This window comes from Duganella phyllosphaerae (assembly GCF_001758785.1).
Classification (GTDB): domain Bacteria; phylum Pseudomonadota; class Gammaproteobacteria; order Burkholderiales; family Burkholderiaceae_D; genus Rugamonas; species Rugamonas phyllosphaerae.
Genome location: NZ_LROM01000024.1, coordinates 40311 through 56109 on the forward strand (window position 1 = coordinate 40311; position 15799 = coordinate 56109).

Annotated in this window: 27 protein-coding genes; 26 read left to right on the top strand and 1 reads right to left on the bottom strand. The window is 54.1% G+C overall.

Annotation, left to right across the window (positions count from 1 at the left end; translation table 11 throughout):
* Positions 1–25 precede the first annotated feature (25 nt).
* Positions 26–1222: a tyrosine-type recombinase/integrase gene (locus DUPY_RS01380; RefSeq protein ID WP_070245923.1), complete on the bottom strand. Its 1197-nt coding sequence runs from the start codon at positions 1220–1222 to the stop codon at positions 26–28.
* A gap of 283 nt (positions 1223–1505) precedes the next feature.
* Here DUPY_RS01380 and DUPY_RS01385 point away from each other — a divergent pair, with 283 nt between their 5' ends.
* The 26 genes from DUPY_RS01385 to DUPY_RS01480 all read left to right on the top strand — a co-directional run bounded on the left by DUPY_RS01385 (position 1506) and on the right by DUPY_RS01480 (position 15744).
* On the top strand, positions 1506–2177 hold the full coding sequence (locus DUPY_RS01385; RefSeq protein WP_070245924.1) for a tyrosine-type recombinase/integrase: 672 nt from the start codon (positions 1506–1508) through the stop codon (positions 2175–2177).
* Between the two features lie 189 nt (positions 2178–2366).
* Entirely contained in the window at positions 2367–2558 is a 192-nt protein-coding gene (locus tag DUPY_RS01390; protein WP_070245925.1) for a hypothetical protein, read from the top strand.
* A 580-nt stretch (positions 2559–3138) separates the two neighbouring features.
* Positions 3139–3741: a hypothetical protein gene (locus tag DUPY_RS27665; protein WP_141749374.1), complete on the top strand. Its 603-nt coding sequence runs from the start codon at positions 3139–3141 to the stop codon at positions 3739–3741.
* A 667-nt stretch (positions 3742–4408) separates the two neighbouring features.
* On the top strand, positions 4409–4609 hold the full coding sequence (locus DUPY_RS27670) for a hypothetical protein (protein WP_141749375.1): 201 nt from the start codon (positions 4409–4411) through the stop codon (positions 4607–4609).
* 59 nt (positions 4610–4668) lie between these two features.
* Positions 4669–5079 (top strand): GNAT family N-acetyltransferase, encoded by a 411-nt coding sequence (locus DUPY_RS27045; protein ID WP_071651566.1) that lies wholly within the window; start codon positions 4669–4671, stop codon positions 5077–5079.
* 451 nt (positions 5080–5530) lie between these two features.
* Positions 5531–5737: a hypothetical protein gene (locus DUPY_RS27675; RefSeq protein WP_141749376.1), complete on the top strand. Its 207-nt coding sequence runs from the start codon at positions 5531–5533 to the stop codon at positions 5735–5737.
* Between the two features lie 240 nt (positions 5738–5977).
* Positions 5978–6205: a hypothetical protein gene (locus DUPY_RS01405; RefSeq protein WP_070245928.1), complete on the top strand. Its 228-nt coding sequence runs from the start codon at positions 5978–5980 to the stop codon at positions 6203–6205.
* 341 nt (positions 6206–6546) lie between these two features.
* Positions 6547–6819: a hypothetical protein gene (locus tag DUPY_RS01410; protein ID WP_070245929.1), complete on the top strand. Its 273-nt coding sequence runs from the start codon at positions 6547–6549 to the stop codon at positions 6817–6819.
* Between the two features lie 12 nt (positions 6820–6831).
* On the top strand, positions 6832–7638 hold the full coding sequence (locus DUPY_RS01415; protein ID WP_070245930.1) for a hypothetical protein: 807 nt from the start codon (positions 6832–6834) through the stop codon (positions 7636–7638).
* 50 nt (positions 7639–7688) lie between these two features.
* A complete protein-coding gene (locus DUPY_RS01420; RefSeq protein WP_070245931.1) occupies positions 7689–7979 on the top strand; it encodes a hypothetical protein in 291 nt (96 codons plus the stop codon).
* A gap of 21 nt (positions 7980–8000) precedes the next feature.
* Positions 8001–8822 carry a restriction endonuclease gene (locus DUPY_RS01425; RefSeq protein WP_070245932.1) on the top strand — a complete coding sequence of 274 codons (822 nt, stop codon included), beginning with the start codon at positions 8001–8003 and terminating at the stop codon, positions 8820–8822.
* A 19-nt stretch (positions 8823–8841) separates the two neighbouring features.
* Positions 8842–9030 carry a hypothetical protein gene (locus tag DUPY_RS01430; RefSeq protein WP_070245933.1) on the top strand — a complete coding sequence of 63 codons (189 nt, stop codon included), beginning with the start codon at positions 8842–8844 and terminating at the stop codon, positions 9028–9030.
* 17 nt (positions 9031–9047) lie between these two features.
* Positions 9048–9329 carry a DUF6283 family protein gene (locus tag DUPY_RS01435; protein WP_070245934.1) on the top strand — a complete coding sequence of 94 codons (282 nt, stop codon included), beginning with the start codon at positions 9048–9050 and terminating at the stop codon, positions 9327–9329.
* 12 nt (positions 9330–9341) lie between these two features.
* Complete coding sequence (locus DUPY_RS01440; protein ID WP_141749377.1) at positions 9342–9731, top strand: hypothetical protein; 390 nt, start codon at positions 9342–9344, stop codon at positions 9729–9731.
* A 34-nt stretch (positions 9732–9765) separates the two neighbouring features.
* Positions 9766–10014: a hypothetical protein gene (locus DUPY_RS27680; RefSeq protein WP_141749378.1), complete on the top strand. Its 249-nt coding sequence runs from the start codon at positions 9766–9768 to the stop codon at positions 10012–10014.
* 97 nt (positions 10015–10111) lie between these two features.
* Positions 10112–10462: a hypothetical protein gene (locus tag DUPY_RS01445; protein ID WP_070245936.1), complete on the top strand. Its 351-nt coding sequence runs from the start codon at positions 10112–10114 to the stop codon at positions 10460–10462.
* 285 nt (positions 10463–10747) lie between these two features.
* Positions 10748–11008 (top strand): hypothetical protein, encoded by a 261-nt coding sequence (locus DUPY_RS01450; protein ID WP_070245937.1) that lies wholly within the window; start codon positions 10748–10750, stop codon positions 11006–11008.
* Between the two features lie 8 nt (positions 11009–11016).
* Positions 11017–11460: an HD domain-containing protein gene (locus DUPY_RS01455; RefSeq protein ID WP_070245938.1), complete on the top strand. Its 444-nt coding sequence runs from the start codon at positions 11017–11019 to the stop codon at positions 11458–11460.
* 14 nt (positions 11461–11474) lie between these two features.
* Positions 11475–11909, top strand: coding sequence for a hypothetical protein (locus DUPY_RS01460; RefSeq protein WP_070245939.1), 435 nt, complete (start codon positions 11475–11477; stop codon positions 11907–11909).
* Between the two features lie 7 nt (positions 11910–11916).
* Positions 11917–12759: a hypothetical protein gene (locus DUPY_RS27685; protein ID WP_141749379.1), complete on the top strand. Its 843-nt coding sequence runs from the start codon at positions 11917–11919 to the stop codon at positions 12757–12759.
* A gap of 114 nt (positions 12760–12873) precedes the next feature.
* Positions 12874–13143, top strand: a complete 270-nt coding sequence (locus tag DUPY_RS27690; protein ID WP_141749380.1) for a hypothetical protein — start codon at positions 12874–12876, stop codon at positions 13141–13143.
* Positions 13144–13535: 392 nt separating this feature from the next.
* On the top strand, positions 13536–13907 hold the full coding sequence (locus DUPY_RS01470) for a hypothetical protein (protein WP_070245941.1): 372 nt from the start codon (positions 13536–13538) through the stop codon (positions 13905–13907).
* Positions 13908–14164: 257 nt separating this feature from the next.
* Positions 14165–14332 carry a hypothetical protein gene (locus DUPY_RS28265; RefSeq protein WP_167359010.1) on the top strand — a complete coding sequence of 56 codons (168 nt, stop codon included), beginning with the start codon at positions 14165–14167 and terminating at the stop codon, positions 14330–14332.
* Positions 14333–14336: 4 nt separating this feature from the next.
* A complete protein-coding gene (locus DUPY_RS27050) occupies positions 14337–14840 on the top strand; it encodes an MPN domain-containing protein (RefSeq protein WP_071651567.1) in 504 nt (167 codons plus the stop codon).
* Positions 14841–14876: 36 nt separating this feature from the next.
* Positions 14877–15251: a hypothetical protein gene (locus tag DUPY_RS01475; protein ID WP_070245942.1), complete on the top strand. Its 375-nt coding sequence runs from the start codon at positions 14877–14879 to the stop codon at positions 15249–15251.
* Between the two features lie 79 nt (positions 15252–15330).
* On the top strand, positions 15331–15744 hold the full coding sequence (locus DUPY_RS01480; protein WP_070245943.1) for a hypothetical protein: 414 nt from the start codon (positions 15331–15333) through the stop codon (positions 15742–15744).
* The last annotated feature ends 55 nt before the right edge of the window (positions 15745–15799 follow it).

The following is a 15799-nucleotide window of genomic DNA, read 5'->3' on the forward strand; positions in this document are numbered from 1 at the left end:
GCGTCAAAATATTGTTTCCGATTCCTCATGCTGAACCTTTGCCCGCCACCATGGCGTCAAGCTGTCCCTGATACATGTTCAGTTCGTCATCGTCCATGAGCTCCATGGTGTGAAGATAGATGCTGGTCGTTTGGATCGAGTTGTGGCCGAGCCGGTCTCGGACCCATGCCAAGGCTTGGGCTGTCGGCATGCGCGTGCTTTGATGGAACAACTCCAGGGTCGCATAGGTATGCCGGAGCATGTGCGGGGTTACGTGAAACGGCAGTCTTCCGGGACGTGCCCACAACTGTCGAAAGGCATTGTTTAACGCCTTTTCGCTGAACTCGTTCCCGAACTTGTTGAGAAAGACAGGGCGTGGGGCGGGTGATGCACCCCGCCGGCCGCGATTCGCGCGTGCCGCGCCTTCGCCGAATGACAGGTAATCGAACAGGGCGCGCATGCATTGCCAAGTCACGAACACGGTTCTCGGCTTGCTGTTCTTCAAATCCATGTCGGACGGGCTCAGGTCCAGGCGGATCCTTTTTCTGGTGCTGAGGCCAGATGGATCGAACACATACTTTCTCGGGAAACTGCGGCACTCTTCATTGCGCAGGCCGGTCTGGAGCATCAGGGCCGCCATCAAACGCGTGGTCGGGGAGCGACACTGCGCATAGAGGGCTCGGCACTGGTCCAGAGACAAAACCTTGGGAGGCTCATTGAACACCTTCAGGCGCAAATCGTCCTTTTCCACGTAGACGGCGGCATGCGTATGCCGGAGAAAGGACGGGTGGCCTTCGGGGACGCGGCGCAAATCCGCATCCCACGGCACTTCCGCAATCAGGCCTCGCTTGCAGGCCCAAGCGTAAAAGCCAATCAAGCAGGTCAGGCGCTGGTTGATCGTCGACCGCTTCAGACGGGCGCCGCCGGTCTTGGCAGATGTCAATGCTAGGGACCAGTTACGGTAGGAGGCCAGCGGACTGATGTGCCGACCGCCGGCGCCGGACCTGGCCGGTTCGTTCCAGCGGCGGTCGTTCGCTTCGAGCCAGGAAAAGAAGTCATAAATGGCCTCGCCGTGGTTTCGCCAGGTCTTCGGGCTACGGGTGGCACCACGCTCGGCCGCAACGTAGAGCAGATAGTCATTTGGCACGTCGACCAGCTCGCATTCTTGATCGATCAGGAAGGGAAGACCTGGCAGCGCGGCGCCATCAATCTGAAAAGTCGGATCTGTGAACAGCAGCCTCATAGTGCATGTCTCCTACATTGCCAGGTTCCGACGGTGGCCACCTGCGTGTGGGGTTTAGTCCAGGAAAATGAGGTTTCCCCTGGCGCCCTTCGGTTGCCCAAGCAAATTTGAACGAAAGCCCTGGTACAGCTCTCTAAGTGCCTGATTTAGTGGGTAATCGACTGTAACAGATTCAAGCTTACCCTACGAGGACGCAAGGGTTAATGCGGTGTTACACTCAAAAAGAGCCTGATAGGTTCTCACTCTGAATTAAGCAGTTTTCAACCCTATTCAGAGGACGACCATGCCGCAAGCCGCAGTTTTGAAGCAGGGCCAATACCGGCACCTTCTCCGTGTCACCAAAGCCACCAGCCGCAATCCAGAGCGCGATATTCTTGTCCTAACGCTGGGCATACACACAGGGATGCGTGTGTCCGAAATCGCTCAAATCGAGGTCGGCGACTTGCTGTTTCCATCCGGGGCGATCCGGTCAGAGGTATCGCTCCGGGCGAGCATCACGAAGGGGCTGCGGCAGCGCTGCATCTATCCGACAAACCACGACCTGATCGCCGCGATAGATGGATACCTCGCGCTGCGCGTCTCGCGGCGCTGGCGTATGAGCGATGATCCGAAGCGATATCGTGGTCTGCGGCCAGATAGCGCGCTGGTGCTCACCTTCAAGGGCTATCGCTACTCCATGAACACCAAGCGCCGGATCAATCAGGCTGGCCAGCAAGTCGATTACGCAGCCTGCGATGCCCTGCAAGCGCACGTAACGAAGTTGTACCAGGATGCCGGGATCAAGGGCGGTACTTCGCACAGTGGTCGGCGCACGATGGCGTCAAGGCTTTTAGCCAATGGCGTCGAGCTGAGCACCGTTCAGTTGATGTTGGGGCATGCTGAGCTGGACCATGTCGACCCATATCTGGAGGTATCTCCTGCACAACTTCGTCAAGCATTCGCCGAGGTTTTGTGATATTTGGTGAGATTCAATAAGCTACAAATAATATAAAATACTTATTTCTTGGGGAAAAGGTTTATTGGCAAGGCCATAACCGGCTTAGAAAAATTCGCTGGCGCATGCGCCACTTGTCCCGGCCGACTGCCGGTTTTGTAGAGGCCGAGCCTTCGGCGCTGTGGCGCCGGTGATTGGAAGGAAATCGCCATGACCGTTAGTGAACTGCGCGAACTGCTGGCAACCCTGCCACCGGACATGCCTGTGGGTGTTGAGTATCCGGATCAGCAACATGCCAATATCGCAAATCAGACCACCGACGTGCGCGGCTCGCGTGTGTCGGACCCGTTCCATAAATTCGCAGGGGCGACGAAAGAGATCTTCGTCCTTGAAGTGTACTGATCTGCCAAGGAAAACGCCCCACAGCAGCACCGATGGCCGCGCATGACGCGGTCTGTAGCGTTGAAAGGGGTGGGTGCGGTGCCGACTTATCGAATGAGGGGGCACGCATGCAGAAGTGGTACCGAGGTATGACCAAGGGACAAAAGGTCTTTGTGTACGTCGTTTCGACCGCGTTAATTTTGTGCGCTGGTATCGGACTGCTGCCGCTGGCCGTATTGATCTACTTAGAGCTTGGTAACAAAGACGAGGCCGCGTAGTTTGGAAAAGCCGAGGCCCAGTGCGCCCGCACCGGCCGGCGCCGGCAAGGAAAAGCCAAGAGTTTCCATTTACACTGAGAAGGCCAGGCGCAGGGCCGAAGAGAGAGTCATATCGTGATAGAAAAATCCAGCTTAGACGCTATCAAAACTGAGTTGATGGCAGCAAAAGAAAAGCATGAGCAATCGTTGAAAAGATTGAACGAGATCAAGAGCAAACTCGCGGACCCTGTTCAGCTTGCGGAGATCAACAAGACTATCAGGGTACTTGAAAAATCTCTTAAAGCTTACGCGGACCTTTGATCGGAAAACGCCCTGCAGCACCCATGGCCGCGCACGACGCGGCCTGCGGCATCGAGAAGGCCTGCGAAGTGCCGGCTGCCAATAAAAGGAAAAAGATGCTTGAGGGAGTTACTGATCTTTTTAAATACTTCAGGGGATCGAGGCTTGCAAGCGCAGCGTTACTGGCTACAACGCTGTGTCTAAGCTTCGGTAGGCGCTATTCCCCCTTGGTGCCCACCGTTCCCAGTGACTGGCAATGGCTTTTGTGGGCCGTTATGATCTTTACGGCATTGCAATGCGTGTACTGGTCGCTGGAGGCGCTTGTCCGAGTAGTTCGTGGAGCTGGACGCTCAGTGCGCAAAGGTGTGTTTCCTCTTAAGGTTCGGCATCTTTCCGAGGCAGAGCAATTCGTTTTGGTAGTCGCCGCAGACAATGGAGGCCACTTTTTTGACGAAAGAGCCGAACAATATAATCCTCGACCTGAAATGATAGCAATATCGTTGGCTCAGGAGAATTTGGCGCGACGAGGGTTGATGGAGATGTCATTTGCCGGTAGTTATCTGACAGAAAGTGGGAAGATTTTTTGCCTAGAGAATGAACTATCGAAGCGTGTCAGGCGGGACCCCCAAAAATCAAGGTCGTTGTGAATTTAGCTCCGGCTTAGTCGGATATAGGAAAACGCGCTCTGGTGGCGCCGACAGCGGCACTCGCGCCCGGCTCGACAGGGCACCGGCATCGAGAAGGCCAGCGCGATGCTTTCTAGCGAGTGGGAAATCCGATCCGGCCGGTCGCCGGTTTGTCTGCAATAGGAGAAGCAATAATGGCATCATCTTACAAAGGCTTGTATTCGATCAAGACTGAGGCTGGCATCATCACGGACGTTCAAGTGGAGGCTCCTGGCGGCCACAGCTTGCCGCTACCAATTGACATATACCGTGAACGCGGTGTCGAACCGCCGGCCGAGTCTCTGCCCGACCAGAATGCCTACTCTGCATCTCGGTCAGCGTAAGGTCCGTCTAGGAAAACGAGATGTTTGAGGGACGGACATACAAACAGGTTGGGTACGGGGCACGCACGATCCGCTTCGCAGATGCCGACTGCGGCGTGGCGACGACGACGTACAGCTACAAGCTCAATGATGATGAGCGGGCAGCTTTACGCACCAGAAGTTGGAATCGATATGTATGCGATCGCGCCTCAAATCGAAGAGATGAAGTCACGGGCGATAGCACGGTTAGAGGAGATGGCCACGCAGCATGATGCGCCTGCAGATGGCTCATTTACTGACAACGTGCCGTTCTAGGGAAAATCGTCATGACGGTACTGCACGACAAACGCTTACGACCCCTTTTTGATTTGCACAATCAACTTCGTCGGATGGCGCTGTACGACCCGAAACGCGACGCTTTGATCGGCAAGATTCGAGCGGAGCAAACACGGATGGTACAAGTTGGGGTGACGGGTGATCAGGTGAATAACCTGATTCATGATCGATTAGCGAAATTCAAGGAATAACCACGCCCCAATGCGCACCGTGTCAACCGTCAAGCGCGGTGGTGGCCTGCGAGAGAACAATGATTAGAATAGTAGCGGCCCACGGGCAATTAATGGTGCAGAACGAAGTTCTTCGAGAGCGGCTTGAGGGGGGGAGAAGCCCCAAGACAGAGGAATTCATCGCCTTGTTTGACGAGGTTGAGGTCGGCTTGCTTATTTATGAAGATTGGGGGCTGCCAAGTAGCTTTATATATGAAATTTTTGTAATTCATGAAGCAAGGAACAACGGTATCGCGACTCTGCTTCTTGCACACGCCGAAATGATAGCGGCGCAGCTTGGCCGTAAAAGCATTCGTCTTATTGCTAGATCTCTATGTTTGAGATCACTGAGTCACGTTGAGCTATCAGCCTGGTATGCCAGAAAAGGCTACGTTGAATGCATTTCTGAAGAAGGACAACTTGAGAAGTTTCTTAATCAATCAAAAAATTAATGAGATTTGCAAAGATCAAGGAAAACCCTTGAATACGCGATAGGAAAAACTTTATAAACGGTTTAGACGAAAAAAGATGAAAATTCTACTGACCTCGGCAGTTTTACTGCTCATAGTCGGATGCGCGGATAAAGACGCTGCTGGTGTTGCAGGCGCAAAGGACCAGACTCCGGTGCGGTACGTCATATGCGGCGTGGGCGAAACCAACTGTTTTGTAAGTGCAAGGTTCAAGGATATGGCCGGATGTGAGAGCCACAAGACATGGTCGGAGATGCTTTGTGATAGTAAGTCCAACCCCGGCACGATGGTCTGTAAAAAAGATGCTGGGTCGCAGATCGCGATAACCCACTGCACACTCTAGGAAAATCGCCCACAGTAGCACCGACGCCAGCCACGAGCTGTTGAGAAGGTCGGGTATGATGCCTGGCAGACATTCTAAAGGTACTGACACATGACACAAACCGTTGAACAAGCCGAAATAGCGCTGGCGAAGGCTAAAGCCGAATTTTTAAGTGAGCTTGAAACTTTTGCCAATAGTGGTGATGGGAGTGGCGCACAAGAGCGTCGTCGCGAAGAGCGCCTGCAACGCCTCCGCGACGCTGAGTATCAGTGTGAGCGTGACCTCGAACAGGCGAAGCGCAACGCTACGCAGGCATAAGGGGAAAACGGTATAAACCGTTTTATTATTTAACGTAACGAGTAACAATAAATAGAAAATGAAAAATCAGAAACTTAGTGCTCAGCTCCCAATTGGCTCCTATGCGTGGGCAAAAGCAAGGCTACGCGAGAATACCTACGACCCTTACGCTTTAGCGATAGTTCTTGAGCATGAACTCCCTAAGCGCCCTTCCGGTGGCCGCCGCGCTGCGATCTAATGTCGTTCGAGGAAATTTAGCGCATGTTTTTACTCAAGACCCGTGTTGGAACCTTCGTGATTTGCAATCACTCGGACGGAGGGTGCGAACTCACGCTTGATGGTGAAGGTCTTGGGAAGTATCAGGACCAACAAGAGGCGGCGGATGCACTTGCCGACGGCTCAGTGTTCCAACCACGCAATCAAGATATCGACTTTGATGAAATCGAAGCTCCCCGTAATTTAGCGGAGTGGGAATACATTTATAGTTAGGATGATCCATGACAAAATTTTCGGTAGGTCGACCGATTTATGGGCGTCTAGCTCAGTTGATAGAGTCGGACCATCCTGACTATATCGAAAGGTTGTCTGAGCCGGAATTGAGGGCCTGCATTAGAGCTGACTTTCGTACTCCTGAATGCTTTTCGGTGCTGTCGAAATTGAACTGCCAGTTGCGATTCTGCCGTGAGACCGCTAACCATCAGCGTAACGCAAGAAAAAGATAGGAATACGTCCAGCAGCAGCACGCTAACCGCGCATGACGCGGTTTCCGCAGTGAGAGGGTAGGCATGGTGCTTGCTCCACCTGAAAGGCCGCCTAGTAGCGGAAATGCGATGTCCGAACTGAATAAGCAAGAAATTGACGCGTTGAAAGCCACCTCGGAAGCGCTGGTGGCGATTCGCTCCTTGGCATCTAAGCCCGTAACGGAAGAGTCGCGCCAGATTATCATGGCGTTGGCTGACGCTTTCCACAACATCCCGGATTACGCAGCAATGCCGGCGGCGCAGCGCGAAGCTAACGCATTCTTGTTGGCGGCCGGCGTTAAGCAAGCGCAAAAGGTGAACAGCCGTCATGGTTTGAACAGCAACCACCTCGCGCCGCTTTGATCGGAAAACGCCATGATGCATGACGAAACAAGAACGCTGGACGACGCCGATGCCTACGGCGCTGAATCAGCGCAGGACCACGATCCCTTGTTCTGGCAAGTGACGGCCGGACCGCAAGCCGGTGGCGCCGTGGTCGTGGATCTGGGATGGGCCGGGATGATGCTGGCCGAAACGCTTGGCGTCGAGCACCTGGCTGGCGTCGAAGGCTTTGCCAATGCTGACTCCTTTTATCGCTGGATGCAGACCGCCAGCGGCAGCCCGTTGCCGGATTGGTACGGCGTGCAACTGCGTCTGTACGAGTGCGGCTACCCAGAGCCCACGGGCGAGGCGTGGTGTTATCGCACCTGGCGCACCGCGCCGGACCCGGAGGCCTTGAGCAGCCGAGCCGTCGACGTGTACTGCCTGCGGCACACGGCCTGGGCCCCACAGGGCCAGACACGCCGCGCCAAGAACAGCGCCCGCACCCGTAGCTATTGCGAGGCAGCCCACATCAAAACCAACCCCGGCGTGCCGGTCACGCCGGAGATCTTGGCTAACATCCCCGGCGACGGCTTGAAGGTGTCGGGCATTCGTTCTGGACATGAGCGTGCGGTGGTGCTGGACTGGCCAGCGGCGGATATGGCGGCGGCGCTGGACCAGATTGCCAAGGCGCGGGGCGAGGGCGTGCGCGCGCTTACGCTGTCAGAAAACGGTGTCGGCGTGGCCCTGGACAGCTTCACCGCAGCGCAGTTGCAGCAGCTGCGGGAGGTGGACCGCCACTACGGCGGCGACATCATGCTGTCCGATGCGCTGGCCCGAGCAGGCTTGGTCACACGCTAAAGGAAAAACGGTATAACCCGTTTTTAAGATTAACGTAACGAGTCACGAAAATGAAGAAAGATTTCTTTCAACCGCAGGACCACGTTCAGACCGAGCTTAAAGAATATTTGCGCCGTGTGTTTCCCGACTACTTCGCAGAAGCGAATGTGCACCCTTTGCCGCTGGGGATCAGCTACGAGAACAACAAAGGCGTCGTGATGGCATCCGTCACGCTGCGCTGGCAGCGTAAGCCTGATTTTAAGGAAGGGCAGCACGTGGCGCATTTCACCTACCAGGAGACTCGCGGAGTCAACAGCCTTGAGTACAATTGGTATTGCACTTCTGGTTTGCCAAACGACTGATCTCTTCAAGGAAATTGCCGGATGATCGAAGATCCCTATCCACCTGACTGGAAAGCGCTTCAGGCTGGCGTTGCAAGGCTCTTCAACGAAATTGGATTGACTGCCAAGACTGAACAGAAGCTGACGACCCCGAGAGGGGAGGTGGAGGTCGATGTTTTTGCTGTTGATGATGCGTCGGTCGACAAAATTCGTTACCTCGTCGAATGTAAAAACTGGAATTCCGCGATCCCGCAAACCGTAGTGCACGCGTTTACGACCGTTATGGCTGAGACTGGCGCAAACATTGGGTTTATTGTGTCTCAAAAGGGTCTTCAAGTAGGAGCAGAGCGATACACGAACAGCACCAACATCGTTGGGATGACGTACCTGGAGTTGCAGCAACGGTATTTCTCAATATGGTGGGAACGGTGGTTCTGCGGGCAGGTGGGCGATGTAGGTGAAAGTCTAGAGGGATTCGTGGAACCTTACAACCCTCGGCGCGACGAGTTGGTAGCGAGGATGACGCATGAACAAAGCTGCCATTTTGACGCCCTTCTGCACCGCTACGGGACGTTTGGCCTGGTTATGGGTCACATGAACATGGCGAAGTACGTAAACATGGCGACATGGCCGGCTGAACGAAATAGGATGGCGCATAAGCCAGAAAGCGTCGGTCAGTACATCGCTGAGATTCTTGAGCCGCATTGGCCGCACTTCGGGTGGAAGGCAACGACCTTCCGGGACCTGATGGCTGAAATAATTGGGCATCTGCGGGCAGCTGATGAAGCTTTCCGCAGGGTCTTTGGCGGCGATATTGATGAGGTGTATGAGCGCGCTCAAAATGCTCCGCTGCAAATGGAATGAGTGATCGAGGAAAACGAACATGCTGAATGAACTGCAACCTGACGTGCGCAAGCTGTTGGACCTGGTGCGCAAGATGGAAAACTTTGATGCCACCCTGGCCGCAGCCCGTGCAGCCGGCAAGCCACTCGAGCCAGCAGAGGCAGCGCTGGATGAGCGCAAGCGTATGGAACTGGAATCCATGCACCTGCTTGAAAAGTGGGGCATCTAATTCACGGAAATTCGCCTGTGAAATTACCGCACATTCCAAGCCCTTGCCGCGACTGCCCGTTTCGCAAAGACACTTTGCAGGGCTGGCTTGGCGAAGACAGGGCGGCCGAAATTCTGGAGGCTGACTCGTTCGTCTGCCACAAGAAAACCGACATGCAGTGCGCGGGCCACATGCTGGAAAAAGGCGAACAGAATGCGTTTGTACGGCTCGCTGCCCGGCTGCGGATCGAGCTGAACTTAACCGGCGCTGAGCAGGTTTTTTCAAGCAAGAACGCGTGCATTGAGCACCACAAGAACTGAGAAGGAAACACGATGCGTATTGTACGTAATATGGGTTGGCTGTTGGGGCTCGTCGTTTTGCAGGCCGTTTCAGCACCAGTGCAGTACACAATTTTCACGTTCAAAAATGGGCAGCAGATCGGAGTTCGCAAGGTTAAGCCAGTGGAGTTGCGAAATGCGGCCATTGCTATAACCAATGCCTTTCAAGAGCAAATCCCACCATATGAACATATGGTAAAGGTAGCAAAAGGTATGACGGCCAAGGATCGATGTTTCAATTTGTTCAGTTCAAAGATCGCGTTGACATCGATTGAAGCGGGAAAGCTTGACGCCTCGCAGTATGCGCAGGACTTTCTGAGCGGATCAGTATCTTCCATTGAGTCTGTCAACAGTCAGACTCAAGTGACTTGTGAAATGCGATAGCACTAATTACTGAATATTGTCGAGGAAAAGCACCATGACTTCTATGACTGAGAATTTCGCAATTGGCCGTGTTGACCATATTGAACAGGGGAGCAAAGAAATCGGCAGCACCGTTCGTTACAAGGTCAGTGTTCGTACAGCTACGATCGTTTGCCGGATCTGTAACCACACCTGGATAGCAAGCGAACGCTCAGGTCTTCGCCAAGTCATGGGCGCGATGCACATTGAATGCCCAGAATGCCGGACGACTGAACAGGTGCATCCTTCCGTGTTCGGCCTGTAGGTTTTTAACCAGGAAAAACGGTATAAACCGTTTCGGTATTAACGTAACGAGTAACGGAAAACGCCACCAGTTTCATCAACCAAAGAAAGAGACCAAGATGCGCACAGTATTAGCCACCGGCCTGATGGTCGTAGCAGTTGCTACCAGTATCGCAGCCCATGCGACAGAAGTTCAGATTCCTCGCACCATGGCCGACAAAGGCAAGTATTACCTGCTGGATACGAAGACCAACAGCGGCATCACCGCCACGCTGCATAAGCGTGTTGGCGTCAGCGAGACTGGTTACTCGAAAACCGAGATCAACTGCAAGACCATGCAGTATCGCGATATGGGATACAGCGAAGTTGGTCCGGACAGGCTCGCGGGGGGGCCTGGCAAGTGGACCGACATTCTCTCCGGATCGAGCAAGTCCGACCTGGTGAACTTTGTGTGTAGCCGAAAGCCATAATCAGCCATCGAGAAAAAATATGACTTTTTACATTTCTCCTATAGTTGCTCAAGCAGAGAGCCCAATTCATCCGGACGATCACTGCTTCTGTTGTAGCAAACCTGTTGCCAAGGCATCTGACGGCCCGGTCGTTGCCTACGATGCCTACCCTGTCGAGGGAAAGCTCTCCCGCGTATTGATGCATCGGGACTGTGCTTTCGCCATGGCCCAGCGCATCATCTGCGATGCATGGCCTAAGCGTCGGGTTGGAGACGCAATGATGCAGAACGACCGCTAGGAAAAACAATGAATTCAACCATCTCATCGGGAATCTGGAAGCAGATCCGCACAGGCGACGAAATCGAAGCCAAGACCACCATCGAGATCCCGGATGAGCAAGGGCATCTTCGTCGGTCCATAACGGCTGGAAAGCGGTATCCGGTGACGGTGTATGCCGAACAAGCGGGACTGATGGCGCGCATCGTTGGCGACGAAGGTATCCCGCACGAGATAACAGGGGACTACATCGAGAATTTTAAATGGATCTCTCGCAAGCCCACCGAATAGGAAAGCGGATGAACACAGCTACATCACTCCAGACTCTTGTCGAACGTGCGATTGCCATCGCGGAGCAGCAGCATGCTGGTCAGGTGGACAAGGCAGGGCGTCCGTACATCGCGCACCCGCTACGTGTCATGAAGGCCATGTCCAACGACGCCGAGCGCATCGTCGCAATCCTGCACGATGTGATCGAGGATACCGATCTAACCCTCAACCAGCTCGCGGCTGAAGGCTTTCCCGGCTACGTTCTTGAGGCGTTGGATTCTGTGACGCGGCGAGCTGGCGAGACCTACGAGGCATTTGTCGCACGAGCGGCTAAGAATCCGATTGGCCGACGCGTGAAGTATGCGGACCTCCAGGACAACGCAGACCTGGCTCGCATTGCGGCGCCCACGGCTGCCGATCTAGCGAGGACCGAAAAATATCATCGCGCAATGGCCCAGCTGGATGCAGCATAACTGTCGAGGAAAATATGAAATCTCATCAATTTAGCCTAGCCCTCGGCGCGCTTGCGATTGTTGCCAGTACGGCGACTCAGGCGACTGCGGCTTCTTCGATAGTCGATATCCCGAAGCTTGCAGGTCGGAGCATGAAGCAGGTCGATGATTTGTTGAAGGCGAAGCCGACGTGCGTTCGGAACAAGCGCGGTACGAAGTGCGCCTACAACGATGGTCGGATCGAAATCACGTTCATCAATGGCAAGGCTGACTGGATTACGGTCAACGGTCTTGAGCAAATCCCATTTACCGATGCGGGAATCGTGCGATTGGGTTTTAGCGAGAAGTCGCCAGCGTTCCGCTCACCAGTGGTGATGCGTTGGAACGGTCTGCCTGGTGTGCTGGAGGTGTCTATGTTCAAGGGTCAAACAGGAACCGACTACGCGTACATCAAAGTTAAAACTCCGTAGGAAAAACATGGCTTTTACGATGGGAATCACCTATAGCACTATCGAGATTGTCGATTGTCTCGTTTCAGGGATAGGATTGCAAACGGGTCGTACACTATACGAACGTCTACTCGATGTTACGCCCAGTGGCGTGCCAAGGATAAGACGCCATTGCGTGCGCTCAGAAGCCGAATTCTGGCTATGCCTTGGCAACATCGAGTCTGAATGCGAGTCCGGTTGGAAAGCACTTGTCCATATCGAGGCGCATGCGGACAAGCGAGGCCTGGAGGTTCCGAACCCTGGCAGTTCGGCTGGTTCGATCGTCCCTTGGAATTCCCTAGTCGACCACTTGCGGGCAATCAACGTCGCTAGCGATTTCAACCTTGGAGTTTTCATCGCGGCGTGTGAAGGAATCGAGGCACTCCGGCCTATGACGATAAAAAAGCCCGCGCCTTACATGTTTCTAGTCGCGCCAACCGCGCCAATCCCAGCTGGCGAGTTGGAGACCGCAGAGCGAAATTTCTACGATCAAATACTGTCCGGGACCGACCTAAACACCGCATTTGCACGGCTTCCTGGGACCTTTAAATCATTCCTTGCCGAAAGATTCTTCGCAATCGTTTACGCTCGTGTGTTGAAGAAGCAGAGCTTCGGAAGAAGGCGGATCGAACGCGTCAACTCGCTCGTGAAAATGGTACTCCCCGACGACGCCGCTCCGGAAAAGCTCCACAACGTGCGCGGGATGGCAAAGCATTTTTCTCGGCCAGACCGAGAACGCTTTGAGGCGGCGCAGCGCGCTTATCTCCCTGGTGGCGTGAGTTACGACTTTGATGAACTCGTAGAAGTGGCCCGCACAGGCAAGATCGATTAAGTAACATGAAACGGTTGGCTGCCTCCTGATCTCATAAATTGAATGCAGTCAAAGGAAAACCCGGCGCCCGCGAGGCGCCCCGAACCCGGCCGGTAGCCGAAGACGTTTGGAAGAATGAGCGAGAACAGCAAAAACCTGCCTGCCGGTACGTCAAACGAGGCTTACCCGATGCTCGTTGACGGGCCAGTGTACTTGAGCGTAGATGGAACGACACAAGAATTGACCGTGAAAGCATTTGCTCCAGTGATGGGGCGTTCCGATCCAGTCCCGGTGCATATTCACTTCACGAACGAGGCCTTCGGTCAACTTGCTGGAGGCATCGTGCAGCTGATTGAACAGGGGAATGTAACGCTCAGCCCTGGTACCCGAAAGCCTGTCCAGTAACCACGGCAAATTGCCTACAGCAGCACCCACGGCCCGCATGACGGGCAAGGTGCATTGAGAAGGTCGGCATGGTGCCGGCCAGCGAGAAAAACTATGACAACTCAACGAGTAGTGCCACAGCCGGGTGGCACGTAAATCATGCATTCGGGCGAACCCAAGACCATCATTTTTGAGTTTGTCAACCTCGGGCACTATCGTGTCGACGGTGTCGACAAGTTTGTGTCGTCTCATAGCGATCTGGCCTCACCCTGGACCATCAGCGCTGGCCCTTTCGTCCACAAGCTACCGTAGCGCGGAAAACTCCCTACAGAAGAATCCATGGCCGCGCACGACGCGGCCTGTGACATTGAGAAGGCCTGCGGGGTGCCGGCTGCCAAAAAAAGGAAAAATACATGTTTTTGAATTTGGAACTATGGGATGAAGAACCTCGTGCCGATCAATTGCCGATCATCGTTGGAAGCGCGGTGGACTCATACCTGGACATGAAAGCAATGAAGGCGAAAGTGCGTCCTGTGAACGTATTCACTATTATTTCTTTCGAACACATCACCATAAAAACCGTCGGCCGCCCGCGCTCAAGCGAAAACAAGCAAGATTTTCTGACGGGTGTACGTATTCGATTGTCCGATGGAACACAACACGTCGTCATCGACAGCAAGACCGGTACGTTCGAAGGTCACATAAAGGAGGCTAAAAATTCGACCGAACCCGTTGTGAACGTTGGGCGATCTAGCTACATGAGCGAACACGCTTTCACGCAGTAGAATTGCTCAGCTAATCGCCAAGGAAAATGCACGGCTATGTCTGACTCCCTGAAAAAGCTCACTGAAGCAGCGGCGCGAAGTACTGGCCGTCGATACTGCTCGACACACCGTTCTGAGGTCGATGGAGGGTCTGGCAGTACTATCCAGCGAGGCAAGACGATGAGGTGGGTCTGTTTTTCCTGTCAAGAGCGCCGCAATTTGCTTGTACGAGCCGCGCCCACAACTTAGTGAACCGAAGATTAAATCGAACTGAAAATATGGACTACACCAGCGTTGACGTAATCGAGTTGGCGAGCTTGCTCGCCGCCCCTGGCCTCGATGACCTGACAACCGTGCGGCTGGCGCGGAACGATGTCAGTACCGGTTTGATCGAAACCGCCGTTCTTCGATTCAACATCATAATGAACTGGTGCCTGAGGATCTGAAAGCGTGAGTACGAATGAACTCTGGACGTTAGGCATTGCCGCGTATGCTGCAATTATTTCGACGTTTGTTTTCGGTTGGGACGCCTATAAGTGGTTTGATTCTGGGCCAAAGATACGGCTAACGTCGAGTACCGGCATGAGACTGATAGGTGGGTACCAAGTTGATCCAAACATTTACGTATCCGCCACCGCAGTAAATCTCGGTGACAGGGCTACGACTATCACTAACTTAGGCTTTCTGTACTACAGCTCTTGGTTCAAGGCGATGATGCGTCGTAGCCGCGCTGATCAAGCCTTTGTAATTGCAACGCCGTCACAGGTCCAGTCCATTCCGTTTCGCTTCGAGCCAGGCGCGCAGTGGATGGGGCTTGCCGAGCAAGATGAGCAATTAGAAAGAATGAGTCGAGACGGCTACCTTTTTGTTGTACTTTATCATTCCCATGGAGGCGGTGGGGTGCGGCATCGAGTTGCCCCGATCCCAGCCACGACCGACACATCCGACGCCTAGGGAAATACCGTATAAACGGTTTATAAGGAAAATGCGATGAATGGAATGCGAGAAATGATCGTCCATGTCGGTGTTGGACTTGATGCAGAGGGTATCAAAGATGCGTTAAACGAACCTGAAGAATATGGCGACGCCAACAATCAGCTTTTTTCTGTGGCTCATGCATTACTCGCCGATCATAAGGATGACCGTGCGGAGGTATCCGAGGTTGGAGTGGACAGCGTGACTCGCGATTTTAAGCACCCGTCCCAAGTAGATGTGCAGATGACCATTTCCTGGACAGCATATTACGGCTGCAAAGATATGGACACCTCGGACGACGAAACTGTCACTGAGAGCGCTACCTATACCGCCGAAGGTGACCTGGTATTTTTAGTGCCGGCACCCCGGCGACAAGCAAGTGAATGCTGACGCCACAGGAATCAAAGAAAACTCCGCGCCGGGTGGAGCCCCGATCTGGCCAGCGCCGGTATGAGGAAAAGGATGATCTATGAATAAAGAACACGGTGTACAAGCTAAGGCGAAAGCCGCGCCGCCCAAGTTCCGCAATCGCGACGCTGCCGAAAGCCAGGTCTGCCAGGCCTTTGCCGCACTTGGCAAGCTCGCAGGAGTTGACGTCGACCACGGCAAGGGGCCAGACGACCTAGACGCCAAGTTGATCCAGGCCGCGTACCAAAGCAATTTCGACGATCCCCATTTCCTGGGTGGTCCGGCCTGCTTCAACTATGCGACAACCGCGGCTGACGTCGACGTCATCACTGCAAAGGCCGATGCGGTGACGCAGGGTTTCGCTAAGTACATTCACGCCAAGGGCAACGACGCAGACATTCGCCAGGCTGAGATGCACATTGCCCTAATCAACGCCGCCATTGCCTGGCTCAGGAACATCAGGCGCAGCCCGTAATTGCGTATTTCGGTGAACGTGCCCACCCATTCCGGTCTATCGTGCCCACTTGCGC